The 16,088-nt window shown below is 39.7% G+C and carries 16 protein-coding genes; 9 read left to right on the forward strand and 7 right to left on the reverse strand.

The annotated features are described in order from the left end of the window. Window position 1 precedes the first annotated feature (1 nt). On the forward strand, window positions 2-1,222 hold the full coding sequence (locus tag GQR47_RS11345; RefSeq protein WP_165723798.1) for an ectonucleotide pyrophosphatase/phosphodiesterase: 1,221 nt from the start codon (window positions 2-4) through the stop codon (window positions 1,220-1,222). Between the two features lie 90 nt (window positions 1,223-1,312). On the opposite strand, the gene GQR47_RS11350 is transcribed toward GQR47_RS11345, so the two are convergent. Then, window positions 1,313-2,056: a zinc-dependent metalloprotease family protein gene (locus GQR47_RS11350; protein WP_002959157.1), complete on the reverse strand. Its 744-nt coding sequence runs from the start codon at window positions 2,054-2,056 to the stop codon at window positions 1,313-1,315. Window positions 2,057-2,176: 120 nt separating this feature from the next. Then, entirely contained in the window at window positions 2,177-2,881 is a 705-nt protein-coding gene (locus GQR47_RS11355; RefSeq protein ID WP_024595853.1) for a hypothetical protein, read from the reverse strand. A 378-nt stretch (window positions 2,882-3,259) separates the two neighbouring features. Between GQR47_RS11355 and GQR47_RS11360 the strand changes: the two genes are divergently transcribed. Beyond that, window positions 3,260-4,417, forward strand: a complete 1,158-nt coding sequence (locus GQR47_RS11360) for a benzoate/H(+) symporter BenE family transporter (protein ID WP_165723811.1) — start codon at window positions 3,260-3,262, stop codon at window positions 4,415-4,417. Between the two features lie 113 nt (window positions 4,418-4,530). On the opposite strand, the gene GQR47_RS11365 is transcribed toward GQR47_RS11360, so the two are convergent. The 5 genes from GQR47_RS11365 to GQR47_RS11385 form a co-directional block, all read right to left on the reverse strand. Then, entirely contained in the window at window positions 4,531-5,580 is a 1,050-nt protein-coding gene (locus tag GQR47_RS11365) for a DUF2955 domain-containing protein (RefSeq protein WP_024595851.1), read from the reverse strand. Window positions 5,581-5,590: 10 nt separating this feature from the next. Next, window positions 5,591-6,655 carry an HlyD family secretion protein gene (locus tag GQR47_RS11370; RefSeq protein WP_165723799.1) on the reverse strand — a complete coding sequence of 355 codons (1,065 nt, stop codon included), beginning with the start codon at window positions 6,653-6,655 and terminating at the stop codon, window positions 5,591-5,593. Between the two features lie 8 nt (window positions 6,656-6,663). Further along, on the reverse strand, window positions 6,664-7,131 hold the full coding sequence (locus GQR47_RS11375) for a MarR family transcriptional regulator (protein ID WP_024595849.1): 468 nt from the start codon (window positions 7,129-7,131) through the stop codon (window positions 6,664-6,666). A gap of 133 nt (window positions 7,132-7,264) precedes the next feature. Beyond that, a complete protein-coding gene (locus GQR47_RS11380; protein WP_165723800.1) occupies window positions 7,265-8,149 on the reverse strand; it encodes a fused MFS/spermidine synthase in 885 nt (294 codons plus the stop codon). Next, window positions 8,142-8,765 carry a fused MFS/spermidine synthase gene (locus GQR47_RS11385; protein WP_165723801.1) on the reverse strand — a complete coding sequence of 208 codons (624 nt, stop codon included), beginning with the start codon at window positions 8,763-8,765 and terminating at the stop codon, window positions 8,142-8,144. Before GQR47_RS11385 ends, GQR47_RS11380 begins: the two co-directional genes overlap by 8 nt. A gap of 168 nt (window positions 8,766-8,933) precedes the next feature. Here GQR47_RS11385 and GQR47_RS11390 point away from each other — a divergent pair, with 168 nt between their 5' ends. The 7 genes from GQR47_RS11390 to GQR47_RS11420 all read left to right on the forward strand — a co-directional run bounded on the left by GQR47_RS11390 (window position 8,934) and on the right by GQR47_RS11420 (window position 16,072). Further along, window positions 8,934-11,015 carry a TonB-dependent siderophore receptor gene (locus GQR47_RS11390; protein WP_165723802.1) on the forward strand — a complete coding sequence of 694 codons (2,082 nt, stop codon included), beginning with the start codon at window positions 8,934-8,936 and terminating at the stop codon, window positions 11,013-11,015. A gap of 152 nt (window positions 11,016-11,167) precedes the next feature. Next, a complete protein-coding gene (locus GQR47_RS11395; RefSeq protein ID WP_007376652.1) occupies window positions 11,168-11,821 on the forward strand; it encodes a thermostable hemolysin in 654 nt (217 codons plus the stop codon). Beyond that, entirely contained in the window at window positions 11,818-13,287 is a 1,470-nt protein-coding gene (locus GQR47_RS11400; RefSeq protein WP_165723803.1) for an AMP-binding protein, read from the forward strand. Before GQR47_RS11395 ends, GQR47_RS11400 begins: the two co-directional genes overlap by 4 nt. Next, a complete protein-coding gene (locus GQR47_RS11405; RefSeq protein WP_165723804.1) occupies window positions 13,280-13,969 on the forward strand; it encodes an iron-containing redox enzyme family protein in 690 nt (229 codons plus the stop codon). Before GQR47_RS11400 ends, GQR47_RS11405 begins: the two co-directional genes overlap by 8 nt. After that, on the forward strand, window positions 13,966-14,736 hold the full coding sequence (locus GQR47_RS11410) for an SDR family oxidoreductase (protein WP_002959137.1): 771 nt from the start codon (window positions 13,966-13,968) through the stop codon (window positions 14,734-14,736). Before GQR47_RS11405 ends, GQR47_RS11410 begins: the two co-directional genes overlap by 4 nt. 21 nt (window positions 14,737-14,757) lie before the next feature. After that, complete coding sequence (locus GQR47_RS11415) at window positions 14,758-15,405, forward strand: hypothetical protein (RefSeq protein ID WP_165723805.1); 648 nt, start codon at window positions 14,758-14,760, stop codon at window positions 15,403-15,405. A gap of 7 nt (window positions 15,406-15,412) precedes the next feature. Further along, window positions 15,413-16,072, forward strand: coding sequence for a response regulator transcription factor (locus tag GQR47_RS11420; protein ID WP_024595841.1), 660 nt, complete (start codon window positions 15,413-15,415; stop codon window positions 16,070-16,072). The last annotated feature ends 16 nt before the right edge of the window (window positions 16,073-16,088 follow it).

The raw sequence follows: 16,088 nt of genomic DNA on the forward strand, positions 1-16,088 counted from the left end.
AATGAAACAGTGGATTTTAAAGGCAGTATCAATTTGCCTAATGTTAGGAATGAACAGCGCGTTTGCTGCAAAAGAGCAAACTGTGGTGCTTGTATCAATTGATGGCCTGCGTTGGGATTATATTGAAAAACACGGTGCGCCAAATTTAAAAGCAATGGCCGAGCGCGGTGTTCGCGCACAAAAACTAATACCTGTTTATCCAACTAAAACGTTTCCTAACCATATTTCTATTATTACGGGCTTATTGCCGGTAAACCATGGCATTGTTGATAATAGCTTTTGTGATAAAGCGCGTAAAAACGACTGTTACAGCATGGGCAAAGCATTGGGCGATAGCACTTGGGTGAAGGGGATTCCGCTTTGGAATTTAGCAAAAATGCAGGGACTTAAATCGGCTACTTATTTTTGGCCTGAGTCAGATGCATTATTTAACGGCATGACACCAGATTACTTTTATCACTATTCTAAATACAGCGATTACCAAAGCCGTGTTGATCAAATTATTCAGTGGTTAAGTTTACCAAAAGCACAGCGCCCGCGTTTTATTGCGAGTTACTTTTCGCTAGTTGATAGCATGGGCCATGAGTTTGGACCAGACGCACCACAAACGCGAGATGCAGTTAAACAGCTTGATGAATTAATGGGGCAATTACAAACTCGCTTAAGTAAATTAGAGCAAGAGGTAAACTTAGTTATTGTCTCGGATCATGGTATGGCGAGTATAGATCCAGATAAAAGCATTGATGTAACCACACTGCCTCAAGATGAAAACTTTTTAGTTAAAAACACCGGTCCACGTTTACTCATATACACTCAACCCGATGCAATAAATGCTGATATAGCCGGCTATAAAGCTCGTTTACAAAAAGCAGCAAACGGTCGTTATACAGTATTAACTGACGAGCAGTTAGCAGCGTACCATTACAATAAAGGCACCCGTGTAGGCGATATTGTGGTGCAAACTACAGCGCCAGCGGTATTTTCCAATGGTAAAAAACCAACCTATTTAGGGACTCACGGTTATGCATATACCGAGGATATGGCTGCATCATTTATTGCTGTAGGCCCTGCATTTAAACAAGGTATAAGCCTTAAAGAAGTGAGTAACCTTGATATTTACCCAGTACTTGCAAAAGTGATGGGGCTTAAATTGTTAAACAAAGTAGATGGCAATGGTAAAACATTAATGCCGGCAATTAAGCAAAAAGTGGTTGTGCATTAGCTTAATCTATAAGAGCGCGTAAGCGCTCTGCAGAGAAGAACATGTTAAAACTTTAAAGTGGGCTATTTAGCCCACTTTTTAATGCGCTACTTATTTAAAGTTAGCAATACTTGTTTTTGTAGCAGTAACCGTGCGAATTGCATACGCTTGGTTTGTAATACCAAAAGCAATACCATTTACGCTCCAGTTAGGGTTAGAGAAGTAATCGTACTGAGTTGCGCTACCGTAAACGTGCGGGTAAGCCATAATACTTGCAAACTCATTTTGTACGCCATGACCCATGCCATCTACATATACACCGCCAGATGTGTCACCTTGTTTGCGTGAATGCGCTAAACCTTGGTTATGACCAAGTTCGTGTACAAATGTAGTTGCACCACAATCAATTGCAGTGATTGAGTACATACGGCTGCTCATTGAGCTATATAGATTGCCATTAGTGCCTTGGCCAACCCACGCTAAACCACATGAAATAAGCCCATTGCCAGCACTTTGGCCAGTACCTAATACGGCGATCATGTCGGCTTTCCAATCGCTGCGTAAACCATCTACGTAGCTGCTATTTGTAACCGAATCTAACCAATCCTCAGACGGCGTTACTGCGTAGTCACCTAAGTTTTGTTTGCCAGCTAAGCGTAGTGTTATATCAACGCCATTTTGGCTATATACCTGATTACTAAAAGCAATTAGTTGATTTATTTTAGTGTCAATATTGCTAGTTGCAGCAGCTGATTGGTCGGTATATAAAATACCGATATCGATTGTTTCTGCTTGCGCAACACTTGCTGCACATAATGCCGCAGCCAGTGCGGTTGTTGTGATTACTTTTTTCATTATTGTATTTCCTTACTCTTGTTGTGGTTGGAACTGTTTTTAACTTGGTTGAGATCATAAAAAGCAGACACACTAAAGCTGCCTTATAGTGCGGCTTTAATTGCTTTTTATACTTTTTGGTTAGCCATCAATTTTTGGTGCAAATATATCGATGCTTTTATCTGATTTGGGCTTTGGTGCGGTTACTTCATGCTCTATGTGGCTTTTATATAAATCGCGTTTTGCTGCAATCCATCCGTACTTACCTTTACTTTCGAATACATAGTTGCCAGAAGGTGCAGTAAATTGGCCATATACGGCATCTTTACCTACCGTTAAAACGGTATTATGCATGCGGCCGTCAACACCCACTATTTTACCAAATATGCTCTTATCGCCATTTTCAGACTCAACCACATTAGTCACTTCTGCGGTGAATGTTTCGGCTGTTTGCGGAATAGCTAAATCAAAGTTTTCGCCAGTTTCTAACGCCTGTAAAGAATTTAAATCAAACTCAATATAGGCCTCGTTATGTAAGTCAGTCGGTAAAACTTTTGCATTTATAAGCACTTGCTTTGCTTTGTCTGATAGGCGATTTACGGCATCAAATTCTTCAAACGGTAAGTTGTTGTCAGGGGCAGCAATGGGTTTAACAGTAATTGGATCTTTACTCATATCAATAGGTGCAGGGGGATGCGTATTGCGCGTTTTTTGTAAATCAATAGGAACAAAATCAATAGCAACAGGCGCGATAGGTTCGCCCGTTTCATCTGCATTAAAAAATAGCCCATAAACTGCAAATGCCGATAATGGTATAGCAATTAGTAAGACGACAGAACTCTTCATTTGTTTCTCTTTTAGTATTTTTGGTTAACTATTTGTTACGTTTTATATTATTAAATGGATTAGATCAAGATAATAAATGTAACCGAAAAGAATTATTTCTTAATTTTATAATTCCTTATAAAATATAAGGATATTTATTTTTGGTGTGTTTTTTGCTCTTTTTAGTATTGGTTTTTAGTAGTGTTCACGCGGGCTTTGGCGCAGTTACAGGTACTTGTTTGTTTAGTTAAATACAATGGTTAAAAGTGACTTTTTGACGTTAATTACAATGAAAAATAAAAAGTGAATTTATTTCACCTTTTGTAAACCAATCGCTAATTGCAATGTAATTATTGGGCACGTATGTTGTGAGCTGCATAAATGCATTACGAGGAATTTATGAAGGTGTCTGATCAGTTGCTTAACCGAATTACAGCAGGACTTGTGGCTGTAATTATTGGTTTTTCGAGTTCTATTGCATTAATTTATCAGGTAGTGATAACCCTTGGTGGTACGCCCGATTTAGTAGCTAGTTGGATTTTAATGCTCGGTTTAGTGATGGGCACAACGTCAATTGGTTTATCGTACTATTACAAAGTACCTGTTTTAATTGCGTGGTCTACCACGGGAGCTGCATTACTTATTTCAAGTGCCCAAGGGTATAACTTAAATGAGGCTATTGGCGCGTTTATGCTCAGTGCATTGCTCGTGTTTTTGTCGGGGGTTACGGGCTGGTTTGAAAAAATAATGAACCGTATTCCAAGTGAGCTTGCATGCGCCATGTTGGCCGGCGTGCTTGTTACCTTTGGTATCGATGTGTTTAATTTTATGAACGACATGCCTTTAGTAATTGGTTTAATGGTCGTTATGTACTTTATTGGTAAACGCTTTTTTGCCCGCTTTGCTATGTTAAGCGTGCTTATTATAGGCGTATTACTCGCTTGGCAAATGGGCCATATTGATACCAGCGCGCTGCACTGGAAAATGAGCGAATTTGCTTATATTGAACCCGTTTTTAACTTACAAGCATGCATTAGCATAGGTTTACCACTTTACATAGTTACCATGACTTCGCAAAATTTACCGGGTATTGCGGTTTTAAAAGCACATAAATATAAAGCGCCTATATCTGCATCTCTTAATGTTACTGGCTTTGTAAATATGCTTAGCGCTCCTTTTGGAGCCTACTCTATTAATTTAGCCGCGATTACCGCAGCTATTTGTATGAGTGATGAAGCGGATAAAAATCATGATAAACGTTATTGGGCGAGTATAGCGTCTGGCGTATTTTATATTTTAATGGCGTTGTGCGCAGCTACATTAGTTGGCTTGGTAGCAAGTTTACCCCAGGCACTTATTTTAGCTTTGGCGGGCATTGCGCTATTTGGCACCATTGCTAATAGTTTGCAGCAAGCCCTTAGTAGTACTGAATATACTGAGGCCGCAATAGTCACTTTTTTAGTAACTGCATCTAACTTAACATTACTTTCAGTGGGGTCTGCTTTTTGGGGGATTATAGCGGGTGTGCTAACGCTTATTATCACCAGGAAAGACTAAAAACTGTGAATATGTAAAGCGAAATTATTGCTCATATAGATGATTAAAATAGTTTAACCAAGCTTATTAAAAAGGCTGCAATTGCAGCCTTTAGTTTTACAAACAGGGTTTACCTAATCATAAGTATGATGGCGAGTTACGCTAAACCGATTAAGTATATGGTGCATAACATACACAACACATAAGCTTAAGATTATAGCCACAGATACCGAACTAAACCGGTACATTGCACTATAAACAAGATCTTGGCCTGGCCCGAGTGAATTTCCAAACAAAATACCAAATGTAGTCAATACACCAAAACCAATGCCAGGTATGCCTCCGCCTAAAATATGAAAGCGCGCAAAAACAAACGAAAGTATCCATAAAATAGCCATCGGAAAAAGTAAAAAATCAGAGTGACTATACAAAAATAGTTGCGATAGTAACGCTGCATTACAGCCTATAAGCGTTCCAATTGCTCGCTGCCAACCGGCCATACCTGCGGCTTTCCAGCACAACGAAAATAAAATAAGCACAGAAGCTGCCTGCGCAGATATTGAGTCTTGTAAATCAAGAACCTGAAAAACAACAAAAGAGAGCGTAGCCACGGTTGAGCATAACAATACCTCATGGCGAATACTTTCTTTTGCTTTAGCTGGCATTACTCGCCCGGGCCTTGCGGTTACATCAGGAAATAGGCCATGCATTAATGCTCCAATAATAACGGTTAAAAATATAGCCAAACCATTAGTTAAAATTAATGGATAAATACTGCTTCCTTGATCAACATAGCTGGAAAAATGCAGCTGAATAGAAAGACTGATCACGCCTAAAGCGCCAAATAAAAAGGCACTACCGCTACTCATTTTATGAAATAAAAAGCAGAAAACACCAAACACTAACAATGTCATAACGACTGGTAAGTGAGAAAATAATCCCTGCATTATCAGCACTATAAGTGCGCTAAATGCAGCAGATGCTATAAATTGATTTATAAGCCCACGACTTAACGTAGGTACCATGCCCAATATCAACATAGGATAAACGGTAAAAAATATACCATTGGGCCAGTTCATTAATTCACTAATAGTAAAGCCAAGGGTACACCCACCTGCAATGCGCAGTGCTTGGCGAAGGCCATTGGAGTCTAATTGTGGGCCTTGGCTAACAATTTGAGTCATAAAGCCTCCATTAATAAATGTAGTGTAACCAGCTAATAAACCTGATTTGTGCAGAGCCAAACCATTGCCCAATTGTTGATTCTGGTAATAATTGTACTGTTGCACGTGAGCCACTAGGCATGTTTGCTATTAAGTCTTGATGATTAATGAGCTTTAAGTGAATGCGTTGACGCTGTGCATCACGCACCCAACGATTACTGGTTTCTGTTGTACTTAGTAAACCATTAGCACTAAGTTGACCACTGCTAACGCCTGCTTCAAATGTTTCAAGTATTGCGTCGTAAACTTCACCTGGACGGCTATCAAATACTACGCGCGCTTGGGTGCCTTGCTTCATATTTGTGAGTGACTTTTCTCTAAAGTCGGCAACTAAATCTGCCTTTTTAGCAACAATAGCTAATAACGGGCTGCCTGCAACTGCGTATGCGCCGTTTAATAATTGTAAGTTAGCAACTACGCCGTCACTTAATGCGCGCACTTTTGTGTAGGATAAATTTAGCTCAGCTTGCGCTAACTGGTTAGCAGCGTGGCGCATGGCTAAGTTTTTGTTCCCTGAGTCACCTCTAGCTAAAACCGCTTCAGCTAACTGCGCTTCAAGGGCTGCAACATTTGCTTTACTCGCTTCAAAATTAGCACGAATGCTTTCAAGTTCTTGCTCCGATATAGACTTTTGCTTATAGAGCTTTTCGCCTCTGCTTTTTAATAGTTTTTGCTCATGCTGTTTAGCGTTTGCAGCACTTATTTGTGCCTCAAGCGCTTTAACATTGGTATCAAGGCGTTTATTTTGTAATTTGGCATCATCAAGGGCGAGTTGAGCTTGTTCTTTAGCTAAATTATATGGGCCTTCATCAATACTAAATAATATATCGCCTGCTTTAACTGATTGGTTATTACTAACTTGCACACTAGTGACTCGGCCACTAATTTGCGGTGATATTTGCACAACAGGGTGATAAACACGTGCTTGTGGTGTCACAGGCAAAACCATATCGGCCACTAAATAGTAAATAAATACTAAGATAAACCCTATGAGAGAAAACCTTACATAGCGTGCAAACTTTTGATCCGGTGTCATTTTTAGCCTTACTTATTAACTTGAATACATTTAAGGGCGTTTTGCTCTATTTTGATCAAACCAAATGCAATCGCATCTAGTTGCTCAACAGATAAACCGCTGTATAACTGATTTTTTATATCGGAAATAGTCTCTTGCAATGAATGTAAAATGGCATCACTTTGCTCAGTAAAATAGAGTCTTTTACTGCGCTTATCATGTTTGTCTACACGGCGAACAATTAACGATTGCTCCTCTAATTGCTTAAGCGTACGAGTCAATGAAGGCATTTCTATCCCTAAGCTATTAGCAAGCTCAAGTTGTGTTAGTCCCTCACCACGCATACTAATATGCATTAGTGCAGTCCAGCGCGATTGAGTAAGCCCTAAAGGCTCAACTGCAATGGTTACCGCTTCGCGGCATAAGCGATGAACTCGGCCCATATTACCGATAACAGTTAAATCGAGTGTTTCGTGAAAAGGTTTGTGTGTAGGCATAGCCATCCCAACATAGTTAGCAAGCTAACTATTTTATCATTACTTAGCTTGCTAAGTAAATATATGAAAGAGTGGGAAATGGTAAAATATTTGCTAAACCTCACTTGTAGAAATGGTGAGGTTTAGCAGGAGTTTAAAAGTTAAGTAAATTAGCAGGGGAGTATTGATCGGTAAGTACTTTTGTATTTGCGGGCCAATCTTGGTCGTTTTTAGTAAATTGCATAAATTGGCTAATCGCTTTTATGTCTATACCGTATTTTACTAATTTAGGGGCGAGAGCATTTACACGCGTGTTAATTTGCGCTTCGCTCGGCATTGATTTAAGTCCCGCTAAAATAATACGATTACTACGATTTTCGCGACTTACATTTATAAAGTCGCCAAATACAGCGTGGTAAGTTGCCGACTCATGCTGATAAAGTTTACTACTTGAAAACGTATTTGCAGCTATAACACCGCCTTCGGCTAATACGCTTTGTACTTCTTCAAAAAACTCTTTAGTAAGCAAATGCTCCGGAATATAGTCGCCGTTAAATGCATCCAAAATAATCCAATCGTACTTTTGTTTTTTAATTGCGGCACGTTTTATAAAAATACGGCCATCTTGCACGCTTGATGTCACTAAATCGTTTTCTATAAAGTTAAAGTAATCGCGTGCAACTTTAGTTACTGCGGGATCTATTTCAACATTATGAATTTTTGCAGTGGGGTATAGCTCATGAATAACGTTAGAAAGCGTACCGCCTCCTAATCCTATAATAAGTACATTTTTAGGATTATCGGCTACTAAAAGGCTCGCAAAAGTAAGTTTAGTGTAATTAAAAACAAGTTTGTCGGGATTGTTTTTATACATACAGCTTTGGCTTGTTTGGCTACTTTTAGTATTAAATTTAAGGCAACGTAAGTCGCTCGTTTCTTCAACAATAATATTGCGATAAAGCGAGCGCTCTTCGTGGATAACTTTACTGCACGCAAAACCCGAAAATGCAATTAACGGCAGTAGTAGATATTTAAGCATGAGCAAGCTCCTTATTATTAGCCAAGGTATTAATTACAATCGCGACTAAACCCAGTAACCCAAGCGTTAGAGCAAAGGCGCTAATAATAGTATTTACGTCAAACGCGAGTACAAAGTAAAACGAGGTAATTATAGTACCCAGTGCACTACCAAGCGTACTTACAAAGTATAAACGCCCAGCCACTTGGCCGCTTTTATCTCTATCGGTTACTAGTAAGCGCACAGAGTAGGGCGAGATCATGCCTAAAATAACGGTAGGTATAAAAAATAAAGCAGTTGACGCTAAGAGTGAGCCGTAGCGGCTATCTTCAATATGGGTAAATATAAATTCCATTATTGGCTGCGAAAATAATGTAATAGGCACCACCATAATGCTGGCTATTAAAAATATTAAACCATATTTGGTAAGTGATGCATTTTTAGTGCTGAGTTTACCGCCAAGTAAATACCCAAAAGATAAACTAAGCATAAATACTGTAATTATACTGCCCCAAATATGTACGCTACTACCAAAAAAAGGGGCGAGAATTCTCCCTCCTAAAAGTTCAATCCCCATAATGCAAAAACCGCTGCAAAAAGCTAAAAAGTAAATTAACGCGTTTGTTTTTATGCTCATGTAATTATCGTTATGTAACTTAAGTAGAACACTATACTAACGTGATGACACGGCAGTCGCTAGTGCATTAATTAATCGCTCAGTGATTTTTTAAAAAGAAGTTTTGTTATAAAGTAACACATGCTACAATTTTGTTATATTATAACACTTGCTTAGTTAATCAATCACATGAAGTACTCTTTAATTTATTTAGCCTGCCTAGGAATTAGTGCGCCCAGTATTGCGCAAGATCAAAAAGAAGAAATCGAAAAAATATCTGTCACTTATAAACAAGCTTATCGCGGTGATATTCCTCAAAAGCAAATGCCACAATCTATAGTTAGTATTAATAGTGCTGAGCTTAATAAAAAAGGAATTACTCAACTACAAGATGCGCTTGATTTTTCAGCTAGTATTTCACGTAAAAACAATAGCGGTGCATTGTGGGATAGCTTTTCTATTCGTGGCCTTTCGGGTAACGAAAACATGCCATCGGGCTATTTAGTTAATGGCTTTAGCGGTGGGCGTGGTTTTAGCGGCCCGCGTGATGTATCTAACATTAATTACATTGAAGTACTAAAGGGCCCAGGTTCAGCACTTTATGGGCGATCAGAGCCAGGCGGTACTGTAAATATTGTAACTAAAAAGCCACAGTTTGATTCACAAGGCGAGCTAAAACTAAGCTTAGGCAGCGACAGTTTTAATCGCGTTGAAGGCGATTATACTCAAGGCATTAACGATACCACCGCGTTTAGAATAAATGGCGCATGGCAAGATAGTGACAGCTACCGCGATGAGGTATACACCAATAAAAAGGTGATTACGCCGTCTATTTATCATCAAATAAACGCATCGACCAGTGTAACTTATGAGTTTGAATACGTAGATTTAGCTCAGCTATTCGACCGTGGTGTTGTCGTACTCGATAACGATTTTGACACCGTACCAAGCTCGCGCTATTTAGGTAACCCAAACGATGGAGACACGCAGGTTTACTCTCGAGGCCACCAAATTACGTTAAATCACGATATTAACGATGAATGGTCACTCGTTGTAGGTGCAAATTATCGAGACTCTAGCTTAACGGGTTTTTCGTCAGATGCAGAACTTGCACCGTCACGCCAATCGTTATTTGACGATGGCCGCACACTTACCCGCCAGCAGCGCTATCGCGACTACGAAGTAGAAGATTTAAGTGTAAAGTTTGAAGTTAGTGGAAGTTTAGATACAGCCGGCATTTCGCATCATTTATTAATAGGTATTGATGCATATAAATACGATTTGCGCACAGCGCTTTCTCGTTATCGTGGCGGTAATGGCACTTATACTATTGATATTTTTGAGCCTGATTATTCTGGTGAACGTCCTGCTGTTTCGCTACTTTATGAAAATGATGAAGAGCAAAACGCTTACGGTATTTACATTCAAGATCAAATGGATATCACTGATAAGTTTAAACTTTTACTTGGTCTTAGATTAGATGGCGTAGACCAAGATATTTTAGAAACCAACAGCGGTGTGTTTTCAACCAGTTCTGAGAGCCAAATAAGCCCACGCGTTGGTGTAGTGTACGAACTAAATAATACAATAACCTTTTACAGCAGTTACTCTGAAGGCTTTTTACCACTGAGCGGTACTGATGCAAACGGCGACCCGTTTGGCTTTGAGTACAGCGACTCGTTTGAAGTTGGTGCTAAGTTTGAATACTTAGATGTAAACGGTACTGTGGCACTTTTTGATGCTTCTAAAAGTAATATGTTAGTGGCAGATCCTGTAAACGTTGGTTTTTCGGCTCCCATTGGTAAAGCTGATAGCAAAGGGTTTGAGCTTGATTTAAATACCTATATTACCGATGCAACAGCATTTAACTTATCGTACGCCTATATAGATGCCACCACAGCAAACGACATTATTAATGCCGATTGGGGCGTGCCAATAGAAAAAGGCAGCCCACTGGTAAATGTACCAAAAAACAATCTAAACCTTACACTTAGCCATCAAACAGCATTAATGGGTAAAGAGCTTGAATTTGGTGCAAGTTACCAATATACCAGCAGCCGCCTAGGTGATGCCGCAGATTTGAGCTTTAGACTACCAAGTTACCAATTGGTCGGCCTGTTTGGTCAATTAAATTTAACAGATAAAACAGAGCTAAATATGAGTATTAATAACATTTTTAATGAAGACTATGCTCAAAGTAGTTACAACGCTTTGTGGGTTTATCCGGGGGCGCCTACGCAATTTAAAATGTCGATAGCTTATAATTTTTAATAGCTTAGCTTATTAAGCTTTTAAACAGTTTTCATCCTGAAGCGTCTTAATTTAATAATTAAGGCGCTTTTTTATTTAAATTAAGGTTTCTTAAGTTTTCTTTAAGTTTCGCTCGCTAAGTTACAAACATACACTTTATATGAGCGATGTTTATGCAATTAGCACACCTACCTTCATCACCCGTTTATATTCAAAATAACTCACGCTTTGTTAGTGCTCGCATTAATGATGAGCATAGAAGTGCGTTAGAAAACACAGTTAAAGAAGGGTTTTTAGTCGCTTACAACGCCACGCTTACCTCTTTTATGCCATTACTTTGCCAATACACGACAAACGAAGGGCAATGCACATTGGGTTTAAGGCAAGCAACAGCTCCTCTATTTATAGAGCAATACTTAGCACAGCCCATTGAGCATTTTTTACCTGAGAACACACAGCGTAATAAAGTATTTGAGCTTGGCAATCTATGCTCTACACATCGCAAAGCAACGCTTGGGCATTTTATTGTTGTTAATGAAGCCCTGCAAAGTGTAGGAGCAAAACATTTAGTATTTTGCGCCACTAAAAAAGTGCGTGCACTGCTGCGCTTATTAGGCGTTAACTGCACTGAAATTGCTGTGGCAAACAGTTTTGTTGTTGAGCATCCGCTAAGTTGGGGAAGTTACTACGCTAATCAGCCTACCGTATGCGTTGTGAGTTTAGAGCAAGCTCACCAACAAGTATTAAATACCCCAATGCTTTATAGTTTGATGCAGCAAAATCACTCAAATATCAATTCTTTGGTAAATGCATTGGTGAATGTATGAACTACTATAATGCACATTCAGTATCGCCATTAATTATTGCCCACAATAAAGAGCAAACACTTGAAATTAACGGTGATGAGTTTAACCAGCAAATACAAAAAGTAGTAAAAATACTATATAGCTTTAACGGCAAATGTATTGCTTATAAGCTCGATAATACGCCAGCTTGGCTTGTTATTGATGCCGCTACTGCGGTTTCGAATAAAGTGGCTGTGCCAATTGCTCACTTTTTTAGTGAACAACAAACTCAATATGTACTAGCGCAATGCGGCGCTAATGTATTTATGAGCGACACGCTAAACCCTTTATTTGGGGATCCGACTGCATCAATTACTTTATTTGAGTGTTACACATTATATATTTACGAAATCGTTGTAGCTAACCCCGGCAGTTATTTTCCAGAAACTCAAAAAGTAACATTTACATCAGGATCAACCGGGCAACCAAAAGGCGTGTGTTTATCTGCAAAGAGCCAAATGCAGGTAGCGCAATCTCTGTGCGATAAAATTAACATTAAAAAGCCTGTTCATTTGTGTTTATTACCACTTGCTGTATTGCTTGAAAATATAGCCGGTGTGTATGCCCCTTTAAAAAGTGGCGGTACAGTGCATTTAATGCCGTTAAATGAATTAGGCTTTGTTGGTACTGCATTAAAACAGCCCGCACAGCTTATAGCTGCTATTGATAAAGTTAAGCCAAATACGCTTATTTTAGTGCCTGAACTATTAGCATGCTTAGTTACTTTTGCAGAAGATGGGTGGCAACCGCCTAGTTCGTTACAGTTTATTGCAGTAGGTGGTGCGCTTGTCAGCGAAATGCTATTAACCAAAGCGCGTAGCTTAAATTTACCGGTATACCAAGGCTATGGGCTGTCTGAGGCGGCATCTGTAGTTAGTTTAAATACACCCACAAACGATAACATCCACAGTGCAGGCTCTGTGTTACCTCATATTCAAACCAAAATTGAAAATGGTCAGCTTTTTATAAAAGGCGATTTGTTTTCAGGTTACTTAAACCATCAACCTCACAACAAAAACCAGTGGTATGCAACCGGCGATCTAGTCGAGCAGCGTCAAAATACTTTATTTATTAAAGGCCGATTAAAAAACCTAATTATTACCAGCATGGGTCGTAACATCAGTGCCGAGTGGCCTGAATCACTATTACTCAGTCAAAGCGGTATTTTACAAGCCGTTGTGTTTGGTGAGGGGCGACCTTTTCTCAGTGCCATTATTTACGCCGATACAAAGCTAAGTAACCCAGTGTTAGCGCAGTACATTAACGAAATTAATAAACAACTACCCGACTATGCACGAATTCAAAAGTGGCATCGTTTAGCTGCCCCATTAAGTGTGCAACAAGGATTATTAACAACAAATAATCGCCCAAAACGAGATGCCATAAGTAAGCAGTACCATGCTGTGTTTGAGCAATTTTACCGACTTGGAGAAGTAATTAATGAGTGATTTTTTTAACACCCTTAAAGAGCAAACTAAACAAGAGCAAAACTATCTGCTTGCAGCGCCTATTATTCAGCGTGTTTTTAAAGGCGAAGCATCACTTGAAGAATACGCCTCGTTTTTAGCGCAAGCGTATCACCATGTTAAGCACACCGTGCCATTAATGATGTCGGTTGGTGCGCGATTAACCGACGATCAAGAATGGCTGCGCGAAGCCGTCGCAGAATATATTGAAGAAGAGATTGGTCATCAAGAGTGGGTACTTAATGACATTGCAGCATGTGGTTTTGACAAAGAAACAGTACGGTGTAGTCAGCCGCAATTTGCTACCGAAATGATGGTGTCGTATGCGTACGACTCCATTGCACGTAAAAATCCGTTGAGCTTTTTTGGCATGGTGCATGTGCTTGAAGGCACTTCTATAGCGCTTGCTGATGGCGCGGCTTCAAACATTGCAAATGCTGTGGGCTTACCTAAAAAAGCATTTAGTTATTTAACCTCTCACGGCGCGCTTGATATAGAGCATGTAAAGTTTTTTGAAAACCTAATGAATCAAATAACAGACGAGACGGATCAACAAGCCATAATTCATGGTGCAAAGCGCTTTTATCGTTTATACGGCGATATATTTCGTGGACTCGATGACGAACCATTTTTTAAAGCACGTGTACAAGGCAAATTGGTATGAGTAGTTCTTTGTGTGTGCTCACTGGTGCAACAGGCGGAATAGGGCAAGCGATTGCTAAAGCCCTATATGCAAAAGGGTGGAAGTTACTGCTTGTAGGGCGAAATACCCAAGCCCTTGAAAAACTGAGCCGTGCATGCCCAGACAGTGAAATATTTACGGGCGATTTAACCGACGATACAACACGTATTAACCTAGCAATAAAAGCCAAGCAACTCGGCGGCGTTAAATTACTTATTAATAACGCAGGTATAAATACAATGCAAAGCCTTGAGCACACAAGTAATGAGCAAATAGATAATATGCTCATTACTAATTTGTCGGTGCCTATTAAATTATGCCAGCTATTTTTAGGGCAGTTAGCGTATACCAAAGGCACTATTGTTAACGTGGGATCATCGTTTGGCAGTATTGGCTACCCGTTTCAAACGCTTTATTGCGCCAGTAAATTCGGTTTACGTGGCTTTACAGAAGCGCTCTCTCGTGAGCTTAACGGCTCAGGCATTAAAGTGACCTATTTAGCACCAAGAGCAACAGATACATCTATTAATAGCAGTAAAGCGCGGGCAATGAATAAAGAGCTCGGCAATAAAATGGACTCGCCAGAATTAGTTGCTCAAGAGTTATTAGCACTTATAAGTTCAAACCAAACAAGGCGCTTTATTGGTTTCCCTGAAAAATTATTTGCACGCATAAATGGCGTATTTCCAAGCGTTGTTGATAACGCTATTGCAAAGCAACTTCCTAAAATTAAACGTTTTTTAAGTTAACAAACACACAAGGGCAAAATTATGTATAAATTTACACTCACATTTTATTTAATACTAACCTCTGTATTTGCAACTGCAGTACACGCAGATGAAGCGCAAGACTTAACCGATATTCAACAAAAGTGGGCAATTGCTAATTACGAACTTGAAGACGATGCGCAAATAGACGCGTTTACGCAACTAAGTGAGCAAAGCGCATTATTTGTTAAAAACTATCCAAGCTCAGCGCAAACACATATTTGGAATGGCATTGTGTTAGCTAGTTTTGCTGGCGCAAAAGGGGGCTTGGGCGCACTTGGTTTAGCAAAAGAAGCAAAAGCGTCACTCGAAAATGCACTCTCGATTGATGGCACTGCATTAAATGGCTCAGCTTACGCAAGCCTTGCAACGCTTTATAGCAAAGTACCTGGTTGGCCAATTGGTTTTGGTGATGACGACAAAGCTGAAAAATTATTTAAACAAGCGCTCGCTTTTAATCTCGAAGGCATTGATACTAATTACTTATACGGTGAATACTTGTATGACGAAGGCGATTATAAACAAGCTAAAGTGCGACTAGTTGTAGCACAAGCTGCTGGGATTCGTGATACTCGGGCAAAAGCAGATAAATATCGTCAACAAGCAATAAGTCAGCTATTGGCAAAAGTAGATAAAAAATTAAAAAGATAAACAGATAATGCATTTATTACTCGTTGAGGACGATCATTTAGTGGCGCAAGGGCTTATTCGCTCTTTGCGCCAAGAGGGCTACAGCGTAGAGCACAGTGGCACAGTAAAGCACGCCTTAGAGTGCCTTTCTAGTGGTGAGATTGAGCTTGTTATTCTCGATTTAGGATTGCCTGATGGCGACGGCTCGCAAGTTTTAAAGCATATTAAAGCGCAAAAAAAAGTTATTCCTGTGGTTATTTTAACTGCTCGCGGCAGTATTGACGACAAAGTCCAAGGGCTCGATATGGGGGCAGATGATTACCTTGCAAAGCCGTTTGACCCTGCTGAGTTATTTGCTCGATTACGTGTAGCAAGCCGGCGCATTAACCAAACTCAGTCAAGCTTATTGCGCTGTGGTGATGTAGTAATGGATACCTCTGCTCATACAGTTAAACTAAGTGGGCAGTCACTTACGCTACCGCGAAGAGAATACATGCTTTTAAAAGCGCTGATGGAAAATCAGGGAAGGGTACAATCAAAACAACAACTCGAAAACAAACTTTACCAATGGGGTGAAGAAGTTGGCTCTAATGCCATAGAGGTGCATATTCATCATCTTCGTAAAAAATTCCCTAGTGATTTTATTAAAACCTTACGTGGCATTGGCTACGTGGTTGGTAAGCGTTAGAGTGTATTTGTTTTTC

This window comes from Pseudoalteromonas sp. Z1A2 (assembly GCF_011378755.1).
Classification (GTDB): domain Bacteria; phylum Pseudomonadota; class Gammaproteobacteria; order Enterobacterales; family Alteromonadaceae; genus Pseudoalteromonas; species Pseudoalteromonas distincta.